This window comes from Aquimarina sp. MAR_2010_214 (genome assembly GCF_002846555.1).
Classification (GTDB): domain Bacteria; phylum Bacteroidota; class Bacteroidia; order Flavobacteriales; family Flavobacteriaceae; genus Aquimarina.
This window is the reverse complement of sequence record NZ_PJMS01000001.1, coordinates 2719548-2746098: the sequence shown is the minus strand read 5'-3', so window position 1 is coordinate 2746098 and position 26551 is coordinate 2719548. Positions and strand designations below refer to the sequence as shown.

Genomic DNA, 26551 nt, shown 5'->3' with positions numbered 1-26551 from the left:
GCATACCGTAGCGATCTCCTGCATGCTGTGTACTGGTTTTAAGAAAATAGTATAAAACTCTTTTCAGCATTTTTATGATCTATTCTGGTCTTACTTTTACATAAGGATTGTATTTTAGTATATAAAAAATCATTACCTATAGTTTCTACATTCAATACATAAGGTACTATGGTAATTATAGAATGTTATTAATAATAATTTTGAACATATAAAATAAGATGGATACTATAAGTAGTATTATTAAAAAGGCTCAGGACGATTTATTTCCCGAATTAGAGAAAAAAATTCGTTTGGAGTTACAAAAGAAAGATAAAAATTGGCTTATTGACCAGATTATTTACCTTACCTGTGAAAGACATAGTTTACATGAACAGAAAAACAGGTTTGAAGATATGAAGAAGCGTCTGGATCGAATACATAAGGTAGGTTATGATGATCAAGCCTTAATGAACTTTGTGGATAAGTATCGAAAAATTAGTAGAAAAGATCTAGAAGAGTCTCGTTTCCTTATTAACCCGCCGCACATGGGTTTAGCAACTATTGAACCTCATCAAAGATCACAAAAAGGTGAGATCTTACTCGAAGAAGCACGAGATATGCTTTATTTGGCTTTATATGGTGATACAACTATTAATGTTAATTTGACACGAGGACAGGAAGAGGTTTTGACCATAATATTACCTCTTAGTAAATCGGACTCGCTATTTTTTCTAAAAGCAGTTACAGAAGTCAATGCCGACGGAACCTGGAGTGATCCAGAAGGGGTGTCAAATGATGATCATACTAATAATGTCGGATTACAAGTAGAGTTTGGTGATCATAAAAAGGGCAGTATTGGAATGGCCATATTTGTAGCATTAAACTTAATCAATCTTTTACATGTAAATGAACAAATTTTTTATGCCCGTATGGAAAAGGTAGAGCGAAGTTCATTGCAATCGCTGTAAAACAAGTATTTCTGATGCATCAAACTCAGTTTAATACTTTTTTTGAAAAGGCATTCTAATTTCTACTCGGGTACCGATAGCCAATTGATCATTATATAAATCAAATATCTGATATCCCACATCTGTACCATACTGATCTTTTAAGATTTCTAATCGCTGTTGTATAGCATTTAAGGCAAAAGATTCATGGTGATTACCTTGTCGCTCCTGTATCTTCTTTGCTTCCTTTCTACCAATACCATTATCGATGATCGTACATAACAAGTGATCTGTAAAAGTAAAATCTATAGTAAGTTGTTTTTTACCTGCTTTGTGTAATAAACCATGGATCAGTGCATTTTCTATAAAAGGTTGTACGATTAGAGAAGGAACCAATAAACCCTCTGTATTGGTATGTTGAATTGTATAAGTAAAGTCATCTTCAAACCTTAATTTCTCTAGTTGAAGATATATTTCTAAAAACTCTAATTCTTTATCAATAGCAATAAAGTTTTTATTAGAGTAGTTTAAGGTATTTCTAACCAGTTGTGAGAACAATACTACATAATCGTATGATGAATCTGTATTTTGCTGAAGGATTAAATCCTGAATAGAATTAAGAGAATTAAATATGAAATGAGGATTCATCTGCGACCTTAGCGATTTTAATTGTAGTAGAGCCAATTCTGTTTTTTTAGACTCTTTTAATTCTTTATAAGCTAACTCCAACTTTTTCTCATTACGGATATTAAGTTTTTTAAAATAATTAACTATTGCGTAAATACAATAAAATAAAATTATGACCACTACACCATTTATCCTGTTCGGGTGATCTTTAGAGTATATATCAAGATAATAATAAGGAATAAAAAAACAAGCTATACTTACCAATGTAAATATTATTGGTAAAGTTTTTTTTTGATAAATCGATAAACTAATTCCCGGAATTAGAAGGAAGTAATACTCTGTATAAATCCCAGGGTTAACCATTATAGTAGATAAATTTATAAAAATGAATAAATATAAAATCCACAACATTTTTGCGAACCCAAAAAAACCTTTCTTATTACATATCAATACAGAAATTAAATAAAATTGGGATATATAACTTATGATATGCGAACTTAGAGGTTTTTGAATAAAAATTAAATCTCCTATATAAAAAAGTATACTGGTATGTAAAGCAATCAGTATATAAATATTTACCAGTCTTGTATGTTTATTTTGTATCGCACTAAACTCATCGTGGATACCAATAGCTATTATTTTTTTGTACCAGACTGTTATTCTTTTTATCATCCTTTATCCCTTTATAAAATCAAATATCCCTATTAATCAGTATTTTTTCTGAAAAGGCATTCTGATTTCAACTTTTGTCCCTGTAGCATACCCATTATCATATAAATCAAATACCTGGTATCCTACTGCTGTACCATATTGTTCTTTTAAGATTTCTAATCTCTGTTGTATAGCTTCTAACGCAAAGGATTCATGGCTGCCCCCTTGTCGCGCCTGAATTTTCTTTGCCTCTTTTCTACCAATACCATTGTCGGTAATCGTACATAACAAATGATCTGTAAATGTAAAATCTATGATGAGTTGTTTTTTACCTGCTTTGTGTAATAAACCATGGATTAGGGCATTTTCTATAAAAGGTTGTACGATTAGTGAAGGAACAGATAAACCTTCTGTATTGGTATGTTGTATAGTATATGTAAAATCATCTTCGAACCTTAATTTCTCTAGTTGAAGATATATTTCTAAAAACTCTAATTCCTTATCAATAGCAATAAAATTTTTATTAGAGTAGTTTAAGGTATTTCTTACTAGCTGTGAGAACAATACTACATAATCGTATGACGAATCTGTATTTTGCTGAAGAATAAGATCCTGAATAGAATTAAGCGAATTAAATATAAAATGAGGGTTCATTTGAGACTTAAGAGACTTGAGTTGTAAAAATGCTAATTCATTCTTCTTACTTAACTCTAGTTCTTTATAAGCCACTTCGAGGTCTTGCCTACTTTTATTTAATTCAATTTCCTTTTTTCTATTTAAGGATTGGGAATAATTTAGAATTACATAAGTACCAACAAAAATGGACAAAATTGGAACTGGGTACATCATTTTTTCTGGATACAAATCTGTAGTTATTACAAAAGGGATGTAATATAATCCCCAACAAAGTACCATTATTAATAATGTCATCCACTTATTATCAATTAACACCAGGGCTATCAAAGGGCATAAGAAATAAAAATTCTCCATCAAAATAGAAGGCTCAACAAAGTTTGCAAAAACAAATATGACAAAAATGAGCACCAAGATAAATAAGATACGTGCTAATAAAAGTTTTTTATGCTTTTGCAGAAAAACTATACTCATTATTGTAATAAAAGAAAAGAAACGCACTTTTAACCCTTCTATTAAAGTTTCTGCAAAAAAATAGTCAAAAGCAGTAAAAGAAATAAGAAACACAAACCATGTTAAACAAAAAGCATTTAATAATCGTATTCTTTTGTGCTCTACCATATTATCTTGATAGATACCTGTATTTATAAGTTGTTTATATAGCCTTTTTATTTTAGTCAATTTATACATAATTATTAAACCTCATCAATATCTCTTTTGAAAAGGCATCCTGATTTCTACTTTGGTACCTTTCGAAATATCATTATCATAAAGATCATATACCACATAACCCACTTCGGCACCATATTGCTCTTTTAAGATTTCTAATCGTTGTTGTATAGCTTCTAAAGCAAAAGATTCATGATGTCCTCCTTGTCGCTCATGGATTTTCTTTGCTTCTTTTCTACCGACACCATTATCGGTTATAGTACATAAAAGATGGTCTGTAAATGTAAAATCTATCGTGAGTTGTTTTTTACCTGCTTTGTGCAGTAATCCATGGATCAGAGCATTTTCTATAAAGGGCTGTACAATTAGTGAAGGAACAGACAAACCTTCTGTATTCGTATGCTCTATCCTAAATGTAAAATCGTCTTCGAACCTTAATTTCTCTAATTGAAGGTATACTTCTAAAAATTCTAGTTCTTTATCAATAGCAATAAAGTCTTTATTAGAGTAGTTTAGGGTGTTTCTAACTAATTGCGCAAATAAAACAATATAATCATAAGAGGCATCCGTATTTTGCTGAAGGATTAAATCCTGAATAGAATTAAGAGAATTAAATATGAAATGAGGGTTCATTTGAGATTTTAAAGATTTCAATTGTAAAAATGCCAACTCATTCTTTTTGCTTACTTCTAATTCTGAATACGCCTTTTCTAACAGTAGCTTTTGCGTTTCTATAATGCTATTCTGTTTCTGTAATTTATCATTATTCTCTTTTAAAGCCAGTTCGTTCTTTATGTTTAGATTTTTAAAGAGATTCACAATAAAAAATACCCCTATGAAAATAAATGCAAAGTTGAGGTAACCAAAATACTTTTCGGGGTAATTGTGATAAAAATGATTAGGAAGGTAAAACACTATAATAGAAAGTATCAGTACCGTATAATTGACATATTTTTTATCAAAAAACAATAAAGAGAGCATCGGTACAATTACATATTGATATTCTCCATAAAACCCTCGAAATGCATAATTAGCATGAAAAAAAATTAATGCCATTATTACCATTATAAAAACTCCTCTTGAGAGCAACAGTTTCTTTAGTTTTTGTAGGTACAATATTCCACAGTAAATTAATATCTGTGTAATCACAACTATAAGTCTATAGAAAGTCAAATCCTTAGTTATAGCATCAAAACATAAAAAAAACAGTGCATTAAACAAGATAATTAGAACGCTCACATTAAGGATTTTAGAACGTTTTATCTCTAATGGAGTACTATTTTCAGTTATCCCAAGATTAACTAATTGTTTTATTATTTTCATATAAGGGGTCTACCGTATTGTATTTTCAAAAGAGCTAAAACGTGTTCTTGATATTTTAGCGGTTATATTTTGCACCAATGTTATAGTTAAACTGGATTTATTAATGACTTCAATATACTTTAAATTTATCACCCAAGTTCTGTGAGAGCGAAAAAAAGAGGCATCATCGGGAAGTAGGTTTTCAAAGTATTTTAGATTTTTACTCGTGGTCACCGGCTTGTTTTCAGTCGTATAAATTTTGCTATAGGATCCGTCTGCTTCAATAGCAATAATAGTATTAATAGCAATAATACGTCTATTGCCTAATTCGGGAAGTATGATTTGTTTAAACTCTTTTTCTTTTATGGAGTTTAGTAAAGTCCGATAGTCCTCTATCTTTTTTTGTTTTTCTATTTTGCTTTGCAGTTTTTCTACGGCTGCAATCAATCGTTTTCTATCAATAGGTTTTACCAAATAATCTATAGCCGATAACTCAAAAGCTTTTATAGCATACTCATCAAAGGCAGTTACAAAAATGATTTCAAAATTCATTTCTTCAAAGAAATTTGCGATCTCATATCCTGCATAATTTGGCATCTGAACATCTAAAAAAACAACATCAGGTTGTAGTTTTTTAATTTCTTCAACAGCATCTTCAAGGCAAGAGCATTGCGCAAGAATATCGATATTCAGATCACAACGCTTTATCAAATTAGATAAAACATTTCTTGCCCTCTGCTCATCATCAACCAATATTGCTTTAATTACATTCATGCAACAAAAATAGATAGTTTACCCTTAGAAGTCATGTTGTAGTTTGTGAATCGTAATTTGGGTTTATAAACCTTATGTTAGTTAACATACTTACATTCTAAAACATTTTGTCCTGGCACAATACCTTCTGTAAAAACTTTTTGGTAACCACTGCCATTGTATTGTTGTGCAAATGTTGCGTGATGAAAACTACATGTACCATCTTTACGTTTCATAACAATAACACCCGAAATTCGTCTACCAAGTTGTACTCCTAAACTATTTCTATATATACTCCAATCATTACCTGTAAAGTATGCTTTGGTGATGGTTTCTTCCCAATTGTATTGGTTTGCCCATGATTTTGCAGCAACAATAGCTTGTTTTTCTAATGCTGAGTTACTTAACCCTTTTGATGGTAGTCGTCTGTTTTTTATGTCTTTTGCTACTTTGGCTGCATAAGTCTTTTCGACGTACTCTTTTGCCTTTAATGACCAATCTGCCAGTTTTGCATCTATTTTATCCTGAGCTTCTTTACTTACCAGTAAATTTCGTATTACTTTTTGATCTTTATGAAAGTTGTTAAATTTTTCATAGGTACCCCATGTAGATTTCCCTAAATCATTTCCCGAACTATATTTTGCCCATAGTATGGAAAGCGGACTTTCTACAAACATATACTCTCGTCTATTACCCCCAACACTATACACCTCAACACCTAAAACCTTACTCAACTCTGCCATAAAACTATAACGTTCACCATGACCATTAGGAAAATTAAGGCGTATCTCTTTTCCTTTTGTAATGTCTATAGTAACAGAATTAAATGACTCTCCGTTGTGTAGTTCTTTTGCTGCTGGATAATAAAGGTTACTTTCACTATCAACAGCTTGTGCACCAACTCCTCCTGTCATAATCTGTTTTGAAAAGTCTATTGCCCATGCTTCTACTTTAGTTTTAGTCATACCAGCGACCTTAGCTTTATCTTCACTAAAAAAATTAGCATACAAAAAAGTCTCCCAAATACCTTCTCCTATAGCTACTGCAGGTGTTTTGGGAGCTACAGATACATAACTATTTTCATCATAAGGTATCACATAGATCCCCGAGGTACCATAAATTGATTTCCCTGATGCTTTACTAGCATCGGGATTATGGGTATATACCGCTGGCATACATTGTTTACAAGAGGCCATTGCTAACAACTTTACACCATTGTTCTCTCCGATTTGTAAAATTTGTTTTTTTTGACCATCTCGTGAAGGTTCTAATAAATGAACCATTTGATCTTGCGCATAGAGCTGATTAAAAAAAGTAAAACTTAATGCTATTAGTATCTGTAAGTAGTTTTTCATTTTCATAATATACAATTTAAATAGGCAATGGAATATGTTATTCTTTTATAACTTTGTTGTTGTTTGTCTTTAGTACAAGTTGATATACTCCTTGCTTCATCTTTAACACATGCAATTCATAGATATTTTATTTCTCCAGCCATTAATCTTAATAAAAGTAGCTGTTTATAAATAAAGACAATAAAACGATTTGTGAATAGTAATCTGAGTTTGTAAATAGCACAAATTACTTCATTCGATATCAAAATTACACCATAAAAAATACGTTTCATCTTATTAAGCAAGCAACATGAAACTTTAATATTTTAAAATCAGATAAGATATATTACATTTAACCACAAAATAAACGAGATGACAATTTTTAATGTCTTAGATATTTTAGGAACCATTGCATTCGTAATATCAGGTTCGCTAAGTGCAATGCACCGAAAATTAGATCTTTTTGGTATTTTTATCATTGCATTTGTCACGTCTATTGGCGGAGGTACTATTCGAGATATTCTTATAGGTAATACCCCGGTTTCCTGGATGCAAAATACGACCACCATGTATTTGATAGGTGGAGTAACTATATTTTCTATCATTTTTAGAAACAAACTCGATTATCTTAAAGGATCAATTTTCTTATTTGATACCATTGGATTAGGAGTTTTTACTATCATAGGAGTAGAAACAGGAATTAATGCAGAACTAGAACCTATTGTTTCTATTGCTCTTGGAGCTACAACCGGTTGTTTTGGAGGAGTAATTCGTGATATTTTATGCAATGAAATTCCTGTACTCTTCAGAAAAGAAATTTATGCCACAGCTTCTATAGCAGGTGGAGTTTGTTTTATGGTCTTATATTCATTTGATTTGGATCAGAATATCACATATATCTCTACTGCCTTGTTAATCATTTTAATTCGGTTACTCGTAGTAAAATATAAAGTATCGTTACCATTATTTACTACAGCAAATAAAGATCTCACTAATTGATTTTTCCAGATAATTAGTATCTTATTATGCATAATTTTGTTATTTTTCACATAGAATGAAATTCGAACCTAAATCAGATACTTATAAGAAAAAAGTTAAAGAAAGCTTTGAACGTCAACAGTTCATGAAGCTAATCAATGCACAATTGATAGACGTTCAACCAGGGTATTGCGAGATTCATGTACCATATCATTCGAGTTTAACACAGCAACATGGTTTTTTTCATGCAGGCATAATTAGTACAATTGCCGATAATACAGCTGGATATGCCGGTTTTTCATTAATGGAAGAAAACTCTTCTGTTTTAACAGTAGAGTTTAAGATCAATTTAATGGCTCCAGGAGATGGGGAATTGCTAATAGGAAAATCAAGTGTCTTAAAAAATGGAAGAACATTAACTATTTGTAAATCTGAAGTATTTATCATTAAAAACGGTGTTGAAAAACTGTGTGCTGCTGCACAACTAACATTAATTGAACTCAAAAACAGTAGTGATCAGAAGTAACTCAATTATTACTTAAAAATAATTTTATAATTACAGAATAGATAATAAGTATCATTCAATCCATAGAATTATTTACCGCCATAAATATAGGAGTAGTAGGTTTACCCCATCAATCGGGATAGCAAGTATAGCTAGAGTTACCACAGAAAAAGGGTATAAATTTCGTTGGGCGGGTTTGATTATGCTTATCTTTTCTCTTGTTATTCTATATGGATTAATAGTGGAAGGGACATTTTGGTTAAGAAAAGGTTCCTTTTTAATGAAATACGTAAATCATCGTAAAGATTTAGAATTATCCATAAACCAATTGCTTAAGTCTATGATTTTATCTGATAATTCAAAACCAAATTTCGTAAGAGAATATTCGACTTTGGGAGGAATTTCTGGATAAACCTTGCGTTCTACAATATCATATCCTTCTAATTTCTTCAGGGTAACGGCTAACATTCTTGAGGAAATTCCATCTATATTCTTTTTTAACTCATTAAACCTCAATACTTCATAATACCCTAAATTAAAAACACATAACAAACTCCACTTATCTAAAGTAGTTGCTAGCAGGTTTTTTGTCGGGCAAAACCCTTCTTTTAAGTATGGAGCAGTAGAAACAAAATATTTTTCAATTTTTTTCTTCAGTCTAACCTGTTGTTTATCAGTATTAGTTATCATAATGTTACTTAATTACTATCATGTAAGTTATTGTTTATCAGTATATTTTAAATTATTTTTGGTTACTTAAAGTAACTTAAAATGTAAATATATGAAAAATTTAAATATAGATTTTAAATGGATCGGTGCTTCAACATGGATATTAAAAGTTGGAGATCTTAAAATTGCTTGCGATCCTATCCTTTGCGACATAAATACTATAATTGATCTGAAATTTTTTAAAACTAAAAGGCGAACAAAGCCTCAATTCGTAAATTCGGATTTTGATGCTATTGATGTTTGGTTATTGACTCATAATCACTCAGATCATATTGATGAATTGGGGATGTCAAAAATATCGTCGAGCTCAAAAGTATATTCGCATAAAAATCTAAAACCTTGGTTTGCCAATAGGTCTTTAGAAAATGTTTCGTTCATGAACTGGACAGATAAAATCCATACAAATAGTAATGGATATGAAATAGAAATTGAAGCAATAACTTGTGTTCATGGTTCTAACTATATATCATCTATATTATGCGGAGGAGTAAACGGTTATTGGATAAAAATCAAGAAAGATGGTCAATCTCTAGAGATTTATGTAACAGGAGATACTATCAATCATTCTAAAATGAAAAAACACATTAAAGAACGTAAAGCAGATATTTTGATCCCCAATATGGGAGGAGGTGGTTTAGACAAATTTGGTGGTCCTTTTTCATATACAGCCGATCTTTTAAAAGACACCGTAACAATCACCAGACCATCTGTTATCTTACCTGTACATCATACATCATTCTCATTATTTAAGGAACCAATTGAAGAACTATATAAATGGAATGATGATAGAATTATAGAATTTGGTGAAGGGCAAACTATAAATCTACAAGAGCATATATTCAAAAACAATATAGGTTTTACTTCCAAAATATAAGATAGTATTACTTTTATAAAAGGATAATTATATGAGCCAAAGTACTCAGTATATACACTTACTATGAATTTTAGAAAAGCCACCCAACAAGATGTTCCTTTAATCGTACAAATGATTGCTAATGATGAATTAGGAAAAACCAGAGAAAACTATCAAATTCCTCTCCCAAAAGAATATTTTGAAGCTTTTACAGCTATTAATACAGATCCAAATCAAGAATTGATCGTAGTAGAAAATAATGATTTTGAAATTATTGGCACCTTACAATTATCTTTCATACAATATTTAACGTATCAGGGAGGAATACGAGCACAAATTGAGGCTGTGAGAATTAGAAAAGATCAAAGAGGTAAAGGAATTGGGCAAAAAATGTTTGAATGGGCCATAGAGCGGGCAAAACAAAAAAAAGCACATGTACTACAACTTACTACAGATAAAAAGCGTCCAGAGTCCATACGTTTTTATGAGAAACTAGGGTTTATAGCTTCTCATGAAGGTATGAAACTTCATTTTTGAGATTGAGTATTTTAATTTATAAACCAAATAAGTTTAAAATCAGGAGAAATACAATCAACAAAAAATGTTTCTTTCAAAAGCTCAAAACAACTTCTAAACAATAATAAAATGTCGTTAAGGTGGCTCATACAGATGCTATACTATTCCCATAAAACTTTAAAAATCAGCCAATAACCTTTTTAACAACAGCTTATCTGTTTTTTTAGAATAAAAGAATAATCCAAATTTGTACTTTTGCACGAAATTTATGTATACTGATGAGAATTTTATTCTCCATACTATTATTTGCTTCTTTTGCCATACGCCCCGCGATGGAAATCAGTACTATACTCTACTATCAACTTAATATTGATACTATTGTAGAAAAGTATTGTGTAAATAAAGAACGCCCCAGCCTTAATTGTAATGGTAAGTGTTATTTAATGAGTCAAATGAAGGCCAAAACACAATCATCAAAAGAAAATTCTGACACTACCATTATAACAGAAGCTTTTATTCCTTTATTTTTTCAGGAAAATACAATACAGATAAAAAATACAAACCCTTTTGTTTCAAAACATACTCAGAATTGGAAATTGAAAGATTTCTATTTAAGAACTATTTCTAAAGATATTGATCACCCTCCCGAGTATATTTTCTCATAATAAAACACCATATTTTGAATTTAATTTTTGAATAGAGCATCGGTTCTTATTCAAAAATTACTATTATAAAAAATTCAATACTTTTTAATATTAAAAAGACGATACCTCCTGGTATTTGTACAAAAATATTAAGTTGAATGAACATATAGTAAAATTCAAAAACCATCAATCCAGATACTTAGACAAACGAAAAACGAACTTTTTGTCTGGGTCTGTATAAAGAAGTTTTTGAGTTCATACTGATTGTTTTCAGCTTACCATACCTAAAAGTTTAATCTTATACATAGATGAAGCAATAGGAAGGAATCGTCATTGCAACTCATTATATACAATGAAAAACATATTAGTTTATGCTGTTACCCTATGTTTAGGGGTATACGGTTATACACAACAATCATATAAAGGAAAAATAGTAGACAGTGCTAATCATCCATTATCAGGAGCAACCATTATTGAATCCAATAGTACTACTAATGGAGTAATGAGTGACGCAGAAGGAGTTTTTAAAATCACATTAGAAAATTCTACCGAAGTCACTATTAGTTTTTTGGGATATATCTCTAAAAAAGTAAGTTTAACAGATACTTTTAGTACCATTAGTTTAACAGAAGATAATGTAGCTTTAGAAGAAGTTTTGGTAACCTCTGCCAGTAGAGAGGTTCAAAAACGTTCTGAAGTACCAGGATCTATTGCTTCAATTAATACGCAGGCCATTGCAGAAACCAAAGCTTTCGGTATTGATCAACTGGTAAACCAGGTACCAGGAGTATACATGTCTACTTCTCGATCAGCAAGTAACGAACAACACTTTATGGCTGTACGCTCTCCTATTTCTACAAAAGCGTTGTTTTTATACCTGGAAGACGGTATGCAAATTCGACCTACATCAGTATTTAATCACAACGCATTATTAGAGATGAACACTACTTCTTTTGGTCGTGTTGAAGTACTAAAAGGTCCGGCTTCAAGTATTTACGGTAGCGAGGCTATCGGGGGTAGTTTTAATTTTATTACCAAAAACCCAACAGAAAACCTTAGTGGTAGTGTTGGTTTTCAAATCAATGACTTAGGGCTAACTCGATATGAGTTCGAAGTTTCTGATCAAACCAGTGATGATTTTGGATTTTATTTGGGCAGTCATTATATACAACGTGAAGATGGCCCCATAGAACATAGTGATTATGAGAAGTTAGCTATTACTTTTAAAACAGTGTATGATATTAACGAAACCACAAAATGGACAACTGTTTTTGATCTTGTAGATTTTCGATCTGATATGTCAGGTTCTTTAAGCGAATCTAACTACAATGAAGGAAACTATGAAAGTGATCAAACGTTTACTGAAAGAGAGGCAATTACATTTAGAGCTAGAACTACATTAGATAAATTTTGGAACGATTCTAATAAAACTTCATTCAATTTTATGGTTAGAAATAATCGAATGGATCAAATTCCTTCTTATAGAGTACGGCAATTTAGAAATCAGGGACAGTTAACAGGGTTGGGTTCAGGAGAAATTAACTCTAATAAGTTTAAAAGTTTTGTAGGATTAATTCAGCATAAGTTAGATTTCAACTTTGCCAATTCTTCTTTAATCATTGGTGCCACATCAGATTATTCACCACAGGATTATGTCGCAGAGACAATACAAGTTGTCGTTGATCCTGAAACAGGAAAAAATATTGAATACACTACCAACTCTGGGGACTTTATCCTGAATTATGAAGCTAATATATTTAATTATGCAGGTTTTCTTCAATATGAGATATCACCTATAGATGCTCTAAAAATTACCGCTGCACTACGCTATGATGGTTTTGAATATGATTATGATAATCAAACAGAAACTACAGGCGTAAATGATGCTATTGATAATTTTAATAATCTTACTCCTAAATTAGGTGTCAATTATAATTTTAATACAAAAACCGGAATGTATGCAAACTACTCTCAAGGGTTTGCACCACCCCAAGTTTCTACATTATATCGTAATCGAAATGAACTACTAGGCATAAAACCAAGTCGTTATCATAACTATGAGGTTGGAGGCTATTTTACTATTCCTTCAAAATTAAAATTAGATGCTGCAATTTACCTTCTCGAAGGGCAAAATACCTTAATCACCTTAAGAGATCAAAATGATAATTTTTTTAGCACCAATGCTGGTAAAACTCAATCATATGGTATTGAGTATGGTATAACCTGGATACCTCTAGAAGGATTATCGATAACTCATAATGGTAGTTATGCGCAGCATCGTTATGTAGAATTTTTTGATAGAGGAGTTGATTATTCTGATACCGATAGAAATACTGCTCCCAACCTAATAGGAACTTCTCTAATCACATATCGTAAGAATTATGATAACAATTTTGGATTCAGCATAACAGCAGAACACGAATTGGTAGGTAAATACAATACCAGTTTCGAAAACCAGATAGACAATGAAGATGGTACTTTTGATACCGCAACTTATGATGGGCACTCTATTTTTAATCTTAGAGCTACTATTCATTATAAAGGTTTTGAAGTATGGGGTCATGCTCTTAATGTCTTTGATGAGTTATACGCTGCAAGAGCCTCATTTAACAGATTTAGAGGTGAGAACAGCTTTACAATTGGTAACCCAAGAGCTTTTCATCTTGGAGTGAAGTATAATTTCTAATAACCAACCCTCACCCATTTTAAAATGGGTGAAGGTTCATTTTATCTAAGAAATGAAAAAAAACAAAAAACTAAATCAATGGCTTTGGAAATGGCACTTCATTGCAGGATTGATATCTCTTCCGTTTATAATTGTACTTTCTATAACGGGTGGAATATATCTATTCAAAGCAGATTATGAAGCCTCGAAGCAAAAACATATTAAAGAGGTCGTTGTACAAGGAACTCCCATTTCTCTTCAGGAACAATGGGAAATCGCAGAAAAAAATGCTATTAAAAAACCAAATGCAATGGTTTTAACTTCCACCGCCAATCAAGCGACTGAATTTATATCAGGTCGTTTTAGTGGAAAAAGCAGTGTGTATGTAAACCCATATTCGGGAAATGTTTCTGGAGAAATCATTACAAGAGAAACAAACATGTATAAAATCAGAAAACTGCATGGTGAGTTGTTAATGGGCAAATTTGGCACCAAAATCGTTGAGCTTATCGCTAGTTGGATGGTGGTTTTAATACTGACCGGACTATATGTTTGGTGGCCCGATAGAGGCTGGAATATAAAAGGTTTTTTTATTCCCAGAACAAATCAAGGAAAAAGAACATTCTATAGAGATTTACATTCGATTACAGGGTTTTGGGTTTCAGGATTGCTGCTGCTTATTCTGGCAGGTGGTTTCCCTTGGACTGATGTATTTGGTGATAATTTTAAACAACTTCAAAAAATAACAAATACTGGCTATCCTGCTACATGGCAAGGGCATCAATTGCAGTCAAATGATAAAGGAGATGCTCTAACATTAGATCAAATGGTAACCAAAGCAGAAGCACTTCACCTTCAGGGAACTGTAATGATTCATTTTCCAAAAGGGCCTAAAGGGGTTTTTAGTGTATCTAATTTCAACCCATTAGATCTCGATACTCAAAAAAAGATTCATTTTGATCAATATTCTGGCAAACAAATCCTATCAAACAATTGGAGTGATGTGGGAGTCTTAATGCGTGGCCGAATGTGGGTTATGGCATTTCACCAAGGAGAATTTGGAGCCTGGAGCTGGTGGTTGATGTTACTTACTGCGATAGCACTAACTATAATGAGTATTGCTGCACTTGTTTCCTATCTATTGCGAAAACGTAAAGGATCTTGGGGAACACCAAAAGTGCCGGCAGCTTTCAAAATCGGGTATGGAGTCATCATACTGATAGGAATCTTAGCTATCGTATTTCCTGTATTCGGAATAAGTCTTCTTTTGATTATTGGTACAGAATATCTAAGAAATAAAATCAAGAAATCTTAATTTAATATATATGCTAACTTTCATTCTAATTACAGCAATTTCATTTTGCCTATTTCATATTATTATACAAATGCATAAAATGAATAAAATCGGACAGCAATACAAAGAGGCAAAACTTCATAAAAAAAAGGAAAAACAATATCTTTGAAGCTTTTAGGCTATCGAAGTAATTTAAACTTCATTTATAAAAACAAAAACTTAAAAATTACAATTATGAAATTATCATTTTTATACTCAACCTCACTATTACTATTATTATTTATATCCTGTAATCAACTTTCTAAAGAAGAACAAGAATTTGACGTTCTTATGCAAAAAGTAATTGATGTACATGATGAAGTTATGCCAAAAATGGGGGAAATGAGTAGTCTTATTAAAGATCTGGAAACCAAAATAGACACTACTTCTCAAGGGAAGTCATATGCTAAAGCACAACAAGATGTAAAAGATGCTTATGATTTTATGATGACCTGGATGAGTGATTTTAGTGATAAATTTCCTCATGAAGAAGAAGGCAGTAAAACAGATCCCGAAAAACTATCATCACAAATGAAACTACTTAAGGAAGAAGAAACTAAAGTAAATTCATTAAGAGATCAAATTAATTCTAGTATCAAAAATGCAAAGCAACTATTAGAAAAGTCATAACGACCAGTTGCTATGTTATTTATAAAAATGTTTTACTTTAGCAATTGCAACAAATCATATTAAAGACTGATGAAAAAAATTATTTTATTTGTTTGTGTATTGTTTATTTCGACTTTGTCTATTCATGCACAGAAAAAAAAGGACCTTCTTGAAGAAATAGATAAGCTAAGAAAGGAATTAAAAACTACCGAAGCTGAGTTAACTGATTCTCGTAAAAAAGAAAAAGCAACATCAACTCGAGTTGAAACCATGGAAGCACAAGTAAAAGACTTAAAAGAAACTAATGCTTCTCTTTTGACCAATATGAGTAGTTTTACTCAATTATCTAATCAGAAAGCTAAGAACTTAGAAACTTCTCTTAAAAGTCTTCAGGAAAAAGATAAACAAATTAAGAACATAAATGATGCTATTGGTAAAACTGATTCTACCAAACTGGCATCGCTAACCGTTTTAAAAAATGCACTTGGCAGTGATGCTAATATTGCTGTACAAAACGGGGCTGTGTTAATCACTTTGGCCAATACATTATTATTTGGTGAAGATGATAATAATTGTGTTATTGAAGATAAAGCAAAAGGTGTTTTGGGAAAAATAGCAAATGCTTTAAATGCAAAACCTGATTTAAAAATCATTGTTGAAGGAAATAGCAATGCTATTAATTTTAAAGACAAAAGTATTAGTGATAACTGGGATCTTAGTTCAAAGCAAGCTGCATCGGTTGTAAGAACTCTACAAAATGATTTTAAAGTCGATCCGAAAAGAATGGATGTTCTGGGAAAAAGTGAGTATGGTTCACAAAGTATAGAAACTGCTACCAGAATTATAATTGATCCAAAATTTGATCAGTTCTACGGACTTGTTAAAGAAACTATGAAAAACGGATCTAAATAGTAAAAGCATTTCATTTTATATAAGAGACCCGGTCCATTCGACCGGGTTTTTTGGTGAAATAATTCTAAACATAAACTACAAACAAAAGATAGCGCTTCAAACTGCTTTGTAGTACTTCATCTTATCACAATATCCTCTAAAAAACACATCATTTTTGAAAAAAGAAAGTAAATCATTATATTTACGTAACTGATTACGTAATTAATTAAATATATGGTTTTTTTTGAAAATGTTGGTATTATAGCAATTGGCACCAGGCTTAGAATGTTAAGTGAGAAGATGACAGAAGATGCTATGAAAATTTATGAAATGTATAATGTGGATTTAAAACCAAAATGGTTCCCTGTGTTTTATGTTTTGTCACAGAATGGTAAAAAATCTATTACTGAAATAGCCAACGAAATTGGTCACTCCCACCCTTCTGTAAGCAAAATCGTTCGCGAGATGGTTAAGGAACAAATTTTATGTGAGAAGAAAGACAAAAATGATGGAAGAAAAAATAATGTCGAACTGGCTCCCAAAGGCAGGCAGATAGCAAATCATATTAAAGATCAATATATAGATGTACAAAAAGCTGTAGAGGTTACCTTAAATCAAAGTAGGCATAATATGTGGCATGCTATTGAAGAATTTGAATTTCTTTTAGATCAAAAATCAATGTTTCATCGTGTTAAAGAAGAGAAGAAACTAAGAGAAATAAAAAAAATTGAAATTGTTCCTTATGAACCGAAATACAGAATGCCATTCAAAAATCTCAATGAAGACTGGATTACTACTCATTTTAAAATGGAAGAAACCGATCGTAAATCTCTGGATCATCCAAAAGAATACATTTTGGATAAGGGTGGTGAAATATTAGTTGCATTATACGAAGAAGAGCCTGTTGGTGTATGTGCTTTGATAAAAATGAACGATCCGTATTATGATTTTGAGCTTGCCAAAATGGCTGTTTCTCCACAGGTAAAAGGTAAAGGTATAGGTTGGTTGCTAGGCAAGGCTATAATTAAAAAAGCTAAGTCACTAGGTGCACAAAAAATATATTTGGAAAGTAATACAACATTAAAACCAGCAATTAATCTTTATCATAAACTAGGATTTAATAAAGTCGTGGGGCATTCAACTCCGTACGAGAGATGTAACATTCAGATGGAATTGATCATAGATTAAGATATGGCTATAAACTCGGCGTTAGGTTGGAGTTGAATATAAAATCCTTTCATAATGGATTTGTTTACTTGTTTTACCTCAACTCCTCTGCGCCGAATCATAGCCTAATATACCTTTATAATATTCAATTTAGGTTTTCAAATAATAATTTGGTTCATGTCCCAATTCAGAAATTAAAAAATAGAATAAACCGAAATAATACCAACTAGCACTTCACTTATAATGAACTAAAAATCAACATTTTAATAACTTTACAAAATAAATCAAGTTCATTTTATCTCACCTTTTTTTCGTAACTTAATAAGATTCAGACTTTAAACCTCTCAATTATGAAAACTTTAGTACTGATTCTATTCGGAATGTGCTTTTTTCCTGTTTCTATACAGCAAAATAAAGCTGCCGTTACTGAGCTCTATAACCTTGAAGGTGTTTGGGAACTTAAACATCAATTTCTTTATGAAGACAATCAGATAAGCGATACTATCCTAAATCAAAATGGATATCGCCAAGTTAAGATGTATAGTAAAGAAAAAGTGATGTGGACTCGGTTTGATCCAAAAGACAACAACGAATGGTTTGGCTATGGTACCTATACAATTAAAGATGGTATCCTTGAAGAGCGCTTAGAATATGCTTCGGGACCAATGATGAAAATTGTAGACACCATTCAAGTTTTTAGATTTGAACTAACGATGGATTCTAACTCTTATCAACAAATTAATATTGATAAAAACGGACAATATTCACTTGCCGAAAACTATAATAGAGTTGAGTGAATCCTTTTTAAGAAAATTAAATTAAAAACAATGGAGTCCAGATATCTGGACTCCATTTTAAGTATTACATTTATAAAATCAGAATGAATTACTCCCTGATTATTTTACCAGTTGTTTTGTTTTTAGAAACTGAAATCGTATAGAAATACATTCCTGATTCTAGTTCTCCTATATCAAAACTCTTAACACTTTCTCCTCTTTGAAGCTTATCATCTTGAAAATTATAAACTTCAATTCCGTTAGTATTAAATATCTGGAATCTGAAATAATCAGAACCTGATTTAGAAATAGTACTATCTAAAACAATACTAATTTCGTTTCCAGAAACAGGGTTAGGGAACACTTTTCCTACACTACTTTTCGTATTGGCTATAGCGGTTCTAGCACCTAACCCATCTAGATATGCTCTATGACTTGAAGAGAAGCTAGAGTTATTCACTAAATCCCAATTTATAGACCAAGTCATCAAACCTCTAAAAGCAGGATAGGTAGAACTAGTTGTATAGGTTCTTCCTGGATAAGAAACTCCTTTGATTAAATAATCTAATGCTTGTTGAACTACAGCTTCAGAAGTATATCCACTTCCTGCAGCTTGAGTAGTTGCAGGTAAACCAATAGCTACCTGATCTGCTCTAAGACCTGGAAATGTAAGTCCTGTTTGCGCAACGGGGAAACCAGTAATCAACATTTCTGCCATGGCTACATGAAAATCTGCAGTTGCCGGTTGATATATTTTCCCATCACTTCCATTCATAGATCCTGTATTATAATGCTGCACATGTATATAATTCATTTCATTACGTAACGCATGAATCACAGGTAAATATGCTCCAAAAATTCCAGAGTAATTTCCATAAGCACCTTGAACATAAGCTGTTTCTGGCGCCATACTCAATATAAACCTGTCTGCTCCTACATTACTTCTAATTGTTTTTGTAGCAGCAATAAGATTTTTGATCTTCGTTGTGGTTGGGTTCCTGAAATCTGTATCTCCACTAGCTAGAGCAAGAGAATTACCTTCTAAATCAATATCCAACCCATCAAAACCATATGTATTGATAATACTAGTCATAGAACTAACAAATTCATTCTTCTCATTTTCATTCGTTAATTCGACCTTAGCATTTGCTCCACCTATAGAGATTAATACTTTTTGTCCTCTACTTCTTACAGTAGCAACATCATCAATAAATGCTTGTGTATTTCCTCCATAAATTTCATAAGGACTAAACTGCATATCTGCATTACTTCCTCTTTTAGGTTCTGCAAAAGCGATACAAATCACATCCCAATCTCTAGATACTTCACTAAGTTTTGGTGTAGTAGATCCGTTATCAAAATTATGCCAGTACCCTACCAAAATTTTACCTGGTAAATTACCATTTCCTCCTTCGACTTTCTTTCTTACAGTAACAACATCCGAAGTAGTTTGGTTATTATCATTATCTGTTGCTACGGCTGTTAAAGAATAACTAGCAGATTGCGCATTAGAAATAGTATAAGCATAGGGAGTAGTTGTATCTTCTCCTAGTTTTACACTTCCATCAAAAAACGCTACTTTGGTAACAGTTCCGTCATCAGTTGCTGTTGCATTAATAACGATAGCGTTTCCAGCTGTGTATGTAGCTCCATTTGAAGGAGATGTGATATTTACTACAGGAGAGTTTCCTGTTCCTCCTCCACAATCGCCAGTTTTTGACCAAGCATCTTGCCAGTGTGCTCCGGTACCCGGTGCATAGGCCCATGCTGAAGCAGACGAACACCAACCAGGGATATTACATTTAAATTTTTCACCTTCATTTTGTACTTCTTGATCTTTACCATACGAAGTACCCGCAACATATTGTGGTAATCCATCGCAATTACCATTTCCTACTGCAGTAACCGAAATTGAAATTACAGAAGAAGTTGAAGTCGCTTCGCCATTATCCGTTGCTTTGGCAGTCAACGTATAATTTCCTACAGATGCATTAGCAATCGTATACGCATAAGGACTAGTAGTATCTTCTCCTAATTTTGTGGTTCCATTATAAAACTCAACTTTAGAAATCGTTCCGTCACTATCAGAAGCATTTGCAGTAATAGAGATTGAAGTTCCTTCATTAAAAGAATCATTATTATTTGGTGAAGTAATCGCAACTGTTGGAGTAGCGTTATTAACCCCATTAACTGTAATATTTACTACCGAGGATGTAGTCGATGCTACTTGGTTATCTGTAGCTTTCGCAGTTATTGCATAATTTCCTGCAGAGACATTTTGCCAAACATATTCGTAAGGACTAGAAACATCTTCTCCTAATTTTGTGGTTCCATTATAAAACTCAACTTTGGATACTGTACCATCTGCATCTGCTGCATTAGCAGATATTGTTACAGATACTCCTTCTTGAAACGAGCTATTATTGTTTGGTGAAGTAATACTTACGGTAGGGCTCGTATTAGGAGTACCGCCACTACAATCTCCTGTTTTTGACCATGCATCTTGCCAATGAGCTCCGGTACCCGGTGCATATGCCCAAGCTGCCGCTGAAGAGCACCATCCTGGAATATTACATGTAAATTTTTCTCCTTCATTTTGTACTTCTTGATCTTTGCTATATGAAGTTCCCGCAACATATTGTGGTAATCCTCCACAGTTTCCTCCTCCGGTATCAGGAAGTGTAGTTGCAGTTGCAGTATTGCTAAAACCAGATTGATTATTTGCAGCATCCTTCGCTTTTATTCTAAAAGAATACGAGGTGTTTTCTGTTAATCCGGTTACTTGATATGAAGTCCCTGTTACAGTAGTAATAACAGTACTTCCCTGGTATATATCATATCCCGTTACAGCTACATTATCGGTAGCAGCACTCCAGGCAAGATCGGCTGTAGTTTGTGTAGCATTTGATGCCCCTAAACCAGTAGGGGTAGAAGGTGCCTGCGTATCAGTACCTCCTCCATCAAAATTGATGTCACTAGTCGAATAAAATGCTTCTGGACTGTCTGATCTTTGCCAAACACTATAAATAACATGTTTACCTGTTCTAACAGGAAGTGTTACCGGAATATTAACAACCCTTTCTGGTGCACTTGGAGATGTTCGTACTAAAAGCACAAGACTATCCCACGTTAATGGCTGATCAGGTGTCCAGCTTTCTTTGGTTATATAAACTTCATAATATTCAGTTGCATGAGGAGCATGATTTGTCCAAGTAACTGTAAATGGCCCTGGGGAGACTTGTGTCGACACCCAATCAGATCTAACTTGATCCATACCTCCGTATTTATTAGGTCTGCCACCACTAGCCAGGTTTCCATCCATCACATATTTCCTATGATCACCATTAGCATTCGCTTGATTAATTTCACTCCAATCATATAATGGCTGCGTGCCATGAGAGGCTACTGCTGCAATACAAGCTGCAGAATCTGGGCTTTCGGGGTTTTCCTGAAAACAATTCCAAACACGACTTGGCGGGTATGTTACTGTGCCATGAGGGAAAACAGATAGAATTACTGTTAGAAATAAGGTCGTACAAAGTAACTGTCGCCATGAACAATTAATTGTAATAAAATTTATTGAGTTTATTCTTTTTTTAAACATAATTTTAGTGTATTTAAAAGTTACATCGAAGTATTCAAGTACTCGAATTGACGAGTTTGAAATTCAAAAATATCAAAACGCAAAATAGGTTGATAGATAGTATTCTATTCAACCCTTCAAAAATCTGTAATCGTAATTTATGTAGTAGAATTCTTAATAGTAACCATAAAAGGGTAAAAGAAAGACCCTTTTATGGTTTCAAAAACTATTTTAAATTAATTTGACACTTTCATCTTACCATATTCCTTTTCTTTTCCTATAGTAATAGTATATAAATACAGGCCAGATTTTAAAGGACTGATATCAAATGTTTTACCATTCTCTCCATTCATCACATTATTTTTAAAATCTAATAATGTAGCTCCGCTAAGAGAATGTACTTCAAATCTAAAATCAGAGTTAGACTTTCTAGAATTTATCATCACATTTATGATACCATTTTCAGCAGGATTCGGAAATACTTTAACCTTAGAATTTCTTGCTGTACCTGTACAGTCTCCTGTCTTTGACCAAGCATCTTGCCAGTGTGCTCCGGTACCCGGTGCATACGCCCATGCTGAAGCAGAAGAACACCAACCAGGGATGTTACATTTAAATTTTTCACCTTCATTTTGTACTTCCTGATCTTTGTTATATGAAGTACCCGCAACATATTGTGAAACTCCTTGGCAATTATTATTTCCTCCACCAACTTTTTTAGTGATTTTAATTGATATCGCTGTAGAAGTCGTATTTGCACCTTCATTATCTGTTGCTTTTGCAGTTATTGTATATGTACCTACAGCAACATTTGTCCAAGAATATTCATATGGTGCAGTAGTATCTTCTCCTAGTAGCGTTGTACCATTATAGAATTCAACCTTTGTAACCGATCCACTATCACTAGCATCTGCTGTTATAGCTACAGCAGTTCCTTCTACAAATGATGCATTATTAGCTGGAGCTGTAATACTCGCTGTTGGAGGAACATTATCTCCTCCTCCACTATTATCACAAGGCCCTATCTTTTTCCATACTCCACCAGCGTTTGAATTTGTTTCTGGGTTTTGGTTTTGTGTCCACCATTTAGCTTGGTATTGTACATTATTATATTTTACATCTTTACCTGCTGTATATACATCTGAGGCAGACCATGTTGGAAAACTACTACAATTATCTACAGTACCACCATTTACAACTACAGCAATAGAAGAAGATGTTGTTTCAGCATTTTTATTATCTGTTGCTTTAGCTGTTAATGTATAATTTCCTTTAGCAACATTTGCCCATGAATATTCATATGGTGCAGTAGTATCTTCTCCTAGTAGAGTTGTACCATTATAAAACTCAACTTTTGTAATGCTACCATCTGCATCAGGATCTGACGCATCTGCTTTTACTACAATAGTAGCTCCTGCTGTAAAAGTTGCATTATTAGCTGGTGCTGTTATATTCACCACAGGTGGTGTATTTGTTGTATCTCCTATTACAGATATCGAAACTGCTGCAGAAATAGTACTTCCATTTTTATTATCTGTAGCTTTAGCTGTAATTGTATAGCTACCTGCAACAACATTTGTCCATGAGTACTCATATGGTGCGGTAGTGTCTTCTCCAAGTTTAGTAGTCCCATTATAAAATTCAACTTTTGTAATACTACCATCAGCATCAGGGTCTGATGCATCTGCTTTTACTACAATAGTAGCTCCTTCATTAAAAGAATCGTTATTATTAGGAGCTGTAATGGCTACTATTGGCAACTTGTTACCCCCTGTAGATCCATTAGCGAACACTTCATTCATTTTGTTAACTAAAGGAGATTTCACATTTGACCATCTTTTAAGTTTTCTACCAAAAGAAGTTGCTGTACCTCCAAATTCAAGATCGCCATAAACGGTCCAAATAATAGTACCTCCTAATTCATTATCATTAATAAATTGAGCTTTTATTCCTACAGATTCTTCATCATCATAGCTTAAAAAATATTTACCATTTACCAGATAAGGAACTTTAGCTTCGTCATCCCACTTTCTTGTCCATCCGCTATTTGGTGCTAATGCTTTTTGTTTAATAAAGAAATGATTTGGTGTACCATCATATACATCTTTTGGCCAGTTTGTGTAATCTGCTGCTGTTTGTATAGGTCCGTCAGGTTGTACCGTTTCTGCTCTTTTTATTGTTTTCACATTAAGATCTGCATTTCCTTCGGTAATAACTCCTCTTCCATAAAAAGGAGCTCCAAAACATATTTTACTTTTAGGAACACCCTTCTCTACTAATTTTTGTAAAGTAGATTGCCAGTTAAAGAAAGAAACTTCTGCATCTGTATATGGATATACTGGTGCATTATGTCCTGCTTTATTAGACCAACCTCCATTAAAATCGTAAGTCATCATATTAAAGTAATCCATACTTCCAGCCAATTTTGACCAGTCGAATGCTTCTAATTTTCTTGGATCTGCAGACATTGCAGCAGTAATTAATTTATCAGCACCAATCGCAGTACGTATGTCTTGTACCAGTGATTCGAAATTTGCAAAATCCGCCTGTGTACCTGTAAAATTCATTCCTGAATAAGGTCCTGGATATTCCCAATCCAGATCAATTCCATCAAACCCTATAGAAATTAATTTTTTACAATCTTCTATAAACTTGGCTTTTTTTACCGGATCGGCAGCCATTTCAGGAAAATGCTTACACATACTCCATCCACCAATAGAGGCCATCACTTTCACTCCTTTTTGGTGTGCAAGATCTAATAACCCTAGAGCTCCGTTTTCTTTTTTAAGAGGTAAAGGTAATCCTCCACTTAATCCCCAAACTGGGTGTGTCCAAGTGCTAGCTCCTACTTCTACCTGAAATCCTTGAGCTTCTGCACGTTTTTTTATGTCTTCATTTACATAATTTACATATTCTAACTCTCCGAATAAAAGATGTAGATCCCAACTACTATACAAATCTGTATAGAATAAATCTGCAGGTTCTTGAGTCACACCTTCTTGATAGATTTTTTTATTCCTGTGATCTCCACTATGTAAAGAACCATCACGAGCTACTCCAAAAAACGAAAAATTCAGAATAGTATATTTAGAATAATCAATATTTAAATGTGTTAGAGCTCCCGCCTCAGGTACTCCTGCCTTACTGTTTTTCCAAGCATCCCAGTTTGTAATATATCCTATAACCTGTTTTTGGTGATCAGCTGTAGTTGCATTTCCTCCTGTATTTACTTGCGCAAAAGCTGTGCTTGAAATACACATGAAAGTTAAAAGCAAAGACACTTTCAAATACAATTTTTGAAAGCACCAGACTTTAAAAATTTGGTTTAATTTTCTCATAATTTTTTACCTTAAGTTATAAATGGTTTGTGTTATTACTATCGAAAACGTTTTAGTTTTCAATGAAAAAGTAGAAATAACTGGCAGTTTAAAAAAACTAATTAGCTGAATGACATAAAAATGTAGATTTTCGGAAGGAAAACAGGAATAAGCTGCATATTGAATATATTCTATAATTTCTATAGGAAAAAGAGGTTATTATATAAAAGCTATTATAAAAGGAAACAATAAAAAAGAATAAATCTGGTTACATACCCAAATAGAAAGTATGATATATTTATAAGTAAAAAGAATAAAAACCACTATTTGCCCATAAAATAACTGCTAAAAAACTTATAGAATGAAAGTAAAATGTTTACTTGTTGACGATGACCCATTGGCGATCAACATTTTAAAAAAACACTTAGAATATTTTGAACATTTTGAGGTAGCTTTCTGCTGCAATAATGCTGTTGATGCATTTGATTTTATTCATAAAAATTCGGTTGATCTAATTTTTGTTGACATTTACATGCCCATGGTTAATGGGTTAGAGTTTATTAAAAGCATAGACAATCCTCCTCTCATTATTATAACTTCTTCTTATGAAGAGTATGCCGTACAAGGATTTGAACTAGGTGTCATCGACTATTTAATAAAACCAATTTCTCTAAAGAGATTGGTAAAATCTTTACATAAAATATCCAGAACATTAAATAATACAAATAAGCCATCGCATACATCTCAATTAGAAGATCATATTTTTATTAAAGTCGATAAGAAAATGATAAAAATCTATTTTGAAGATATTTTATATATAAAAAGTCTTAAAGATTATGTTATCGTAAAAACAAACCATAAAGATTATGTAACGCATTATAATCTATCTGCAATTACCAAATTACTACCAGAATACCTTTTTATAAGAATCCATAGATCATATACTATCGCAATTAATAAAATTAAAGCAATTGATAAAAATTGTATCGAAATCGATGATAAATTACTTCCCATAGGAAGAAATTATATAAAGAAGGTTAAAGGTAAAATTATAGATGGAGTTACTATTTAAATCAAAAAAAAGATCCGG

General features: G+C 32.5%; 21 protein-coding genes. 13 read left to right on the top strand and 8 right to left on the bottom strand.

Annotated elements, in window-relative coordinates; all coding sequences use genetic code 11:
- Window positions 1-218: 218 nt before the first annotated feature.
- Window positions 219-947, top strand: a complete 729-nt coding sequence (locus ATE84_RS11600) for a hypothetical protein (protein ID WP_101448111.1) — start codon at window positions 219-221, stop codon at window positions 945-947.
- A gap of 30 nt (window positions 948-977) precedes the next feature.
- Here ATE84_RS11600 and ATE84_RS26155 read toward each other — a convergent pair whose 3' ends face one another.
- The 5 genes from ATE84_RS26155 to ATE84_RS11575 form a co-directional block, all read right to left on the bottom strand.
- Complete coding sequence (locus ATE84_RS26155; RefSeq protein WP_158237234.1) at window positions 978-1655, bottom strand: sensor histidine kinase; 678 nt, start codon at window positions 1653-1655, stop codon at window positions 978-980.
- Window positions 1656-2261: 606 nt separating this feature from the next.
- Window positions 2262-3518, bottom strand: a complete 1257-nt coding sequence (locus ATE84_RS11590) for a sensor histidine kinase (protein WP_158237233.1) — start codon at window positions 3516-3518, stop codon at window positions 2262-2264.
- 24 nt (window positions 3519-3542) lie between these two features.
- The gene (locus ATE84_RS11585; protein ID WP_101448108.1) at window positions 3543-4829 is read right to left on the bottom strand and encodes a sensor histidine kinase; all 1287 of its coding nucleotides are present in this window, start codon (window positions 4827-4829) and stop codon (window positions 3543-3545) included.
- A 9-nt stretch (window positions 4830-4838) separates the two neighbouring features.
- Complete coding sequence (locus ATE84_RS11580) at window positions 4839-5582, bottom strand: LytTR family DNA-binding domain-containing protein (protein ID WP_101448107.1); 744 nt, start codon at window positions 5580-5582, stop codon at window positions 4839-4841.
- Window positions 5583-5659: 77 nt separating this feature from the next.
- Window positions 5660-6922 carry a hypothetical protein gene (locus ATE84_RS11575; RefSeq protein WP_101448106.1) on the bottom strand — a complete coding sequence of 421 codons (1263 nt, stop codon included), beginning with the start codon at window positions 6920-6922 and terminating at the stop codon, window positions 5660-5662.
- 345 nt (window positions 6923-7267) lie between these two features.
- On the opposite strand from ATE84_RS11575, the gene ATE84_RS11570 reads away from it, so the two are divergent.
- Both ATE84_RS11570 and ATE84_RS11565 read left to right on the top strand, forming a co-directional pair.
- Window positions 7268-7894 (top strand): trimeric intracellular cation channel family protein, encoded by a 627-nt coding sequence (locus ATE84_RS11570; RefSeq protein ID WP_101448105.1) that lies wholly within the window; start codon window positions 7268-7270, stop codon window positions 7892-7894.
- Between the two features lie 55 nt (window positions 7895-7949).
- On the top strand, window positions 7950-8399 hold the full coding sequence (locus tag ATE84_RS11565; RefSeq protein ID WP_101448104.1) for a PaaI family thioesterase: 450 nt from the start codon (window positions 7950-7952) through the stop codon (window positions 8397-8399).
- Window positions 8400-8672: 273 nt separating this feature from the next.
- On the opposite strand, the gene ATE84_RS11560 is transcribed toward ATE84_RS11565, so the two are convergent.
- Window positions 8673-9068 (bottom strand): helix-turn-helix domain-containing protein, encoded by a 396-nt coding sequence (locus ATE84_RS11560; RefSeq protein WP_082994864.1) that lies wholly within the window; start codon window positions 9066-9068, stop codon window positions 8673-8675.
- 91 nt (window positions 9069-9159) lie between these two features.
- On the opposite strand from ATE84_RS11560, the gene ATE84_RS11555 reads away from it, so the two are divergent.
- The 9 genes from ATE84_RS11555 to ATE84_RS11515 all read left to right on the top strand — a co-directional run bounded on the left by ATE84_RS11555 (window position 9160) and on the right by ATE84_RS11515 (window position 18582).
- The gene (locus ATE84_RS11555) at window positions 9160-9981 is read left to right on the top strand and encodes an MBL fold metallo-hydrolase (RefSeq protein ID WP_101448103.1); all 822 of its coding nucleotides are present in this window, start codon (window positions 9160-9162) and stop codon (window positions 9979-9981) included.
- Window positions 9982-10044: 63 nt separating this feature from the next.
- The gene (locus ATE84_RS11550) at window positions 10045-10497 is read left to right on the top strand and encodes a GNAT family N-acetyltransferase (RefSeq protein WP_101448102.1); all 453 of its coding nucleotides are present in this window, start codon (window positions 10045-10047) and stop codon (window positions 10495-10497) included.
- Between the two features lie 257 nt (window positions 10498-10754).
- A complete protein-coding gene (locus ATE84_RS11545; protein WP_101448101.1) occupies window positions 10755-11141 on the top strand; it encodes a hypothetical protein in 387 nt (128 codons plus the stop codon).
- Window positions 11142-11472: 331 nt separating this feature from the next.
- Window positions 11473-13806, top strand: a complete 2334-nt coding sequence (locus tag ATE84_RS11540; RefSeq protein WP_101448100.1) for a TonB-dependent receptor domain-containing protein — start codon at window positions 11473-11475, stop codon at window positions 13804-13806.
- 52 nt (window positions 13807-13858) lie between these two features.
- Entirely contained in the window at window positions 13859-15100 is a 1242-nt protein-coding gene (locus tag ATE84_RS11535) for a PepSY domain-containing protein (RefSeq protein WP_101448099.1), read from the top strand.
- 213 nt (window positions 15101-15313) lie between these two features.
- Window positions 15314-15748, top strand: coding sequence for a hypothetical protein (locus ATE84_RS11530; RefSeq protein ID WP_101448098.1), 435 nt, complete (start codon window positions 15314-15316; stop codon window positions 15746-15748).
- Window positions 15749-15817: 69 nt separating this feature from the next.
- Entirely contained in the window at window positions 15818-16639 is an 822-nt protein-coding gene (locus ATE84_RS11525) for an OmpA family protein (protein WP_101448097.1), read from the top strand.
- A gap of 213 nt (window positions 16640-16852) precedes the next feature.
- Window positions 16853-17806 carry a bifunctional helix-turn-helix transcriptional regulator/GNAT family N-acetyltransferase gene (locus ATE84_RS11520; protein ID WP_101448096.1) on the top strand — a complete coding sequence of 318 codons (954 nt, stop codon included), beginning with the start codon at window positions 16853-16855 and terminating at the stop codon, window positions 17804-17806.
- Between the two features lie 329 nt (window positions 17807-18135).
- Entirely contained in the window at window positions 18136-18582 is a 447-nt protein-coding gene (locus tag ATE84_RS11515; RefSeq protein ID WP_101448095.1) for a hypothetical protein, read from the top strand.
- 88 nt (window positions 18583-18670) lie between these two features.
- On the opposite strand, the gene ATE84_RS11510 is transcribed toward ATE84_RS11515, so the two are convergent.
- A complete protein-coding gene (locus ATE84_RS11510; RefSeq protein WP_101448094.1) occupies window positions 18671-22165 on the bottom strand; it encodes an Ig-like domain-containing protein in 3495 nt (1164 codons plus the stop codon).
- Between the two features lie 215 nt (window positions 22166-22380).
- On the bottom strand, window positions 22381-25404 hold the full coding sequence (locus ATE84_RS11505; protein WP_233195788.1) for a glycosyl hydrolase family 18 protein: 3024 nt from the start codon (window positions 25402-25404) through the stop codon (window positions 22381-22383).
- Between the two features lie 418 nt (window positions 25405-25822).
- On the opposite strand from ATE84_RS11505, the gene ATE84_RS11500 reads away from it, so the two are divergent.
- Window positions 25823-26533: a LytTR family DNA-binding domain-containing protein gene (locus tag ATE84_RS11500; protein WP_101448092.1), complete on the top strand. Its 711-nt coding sequence runs from the start codon at window positions 25823-25825 to the stop codon at window positions 26531-26533.
- Window positions 26534-26551 lie beyond the last annotated feature (18 nt).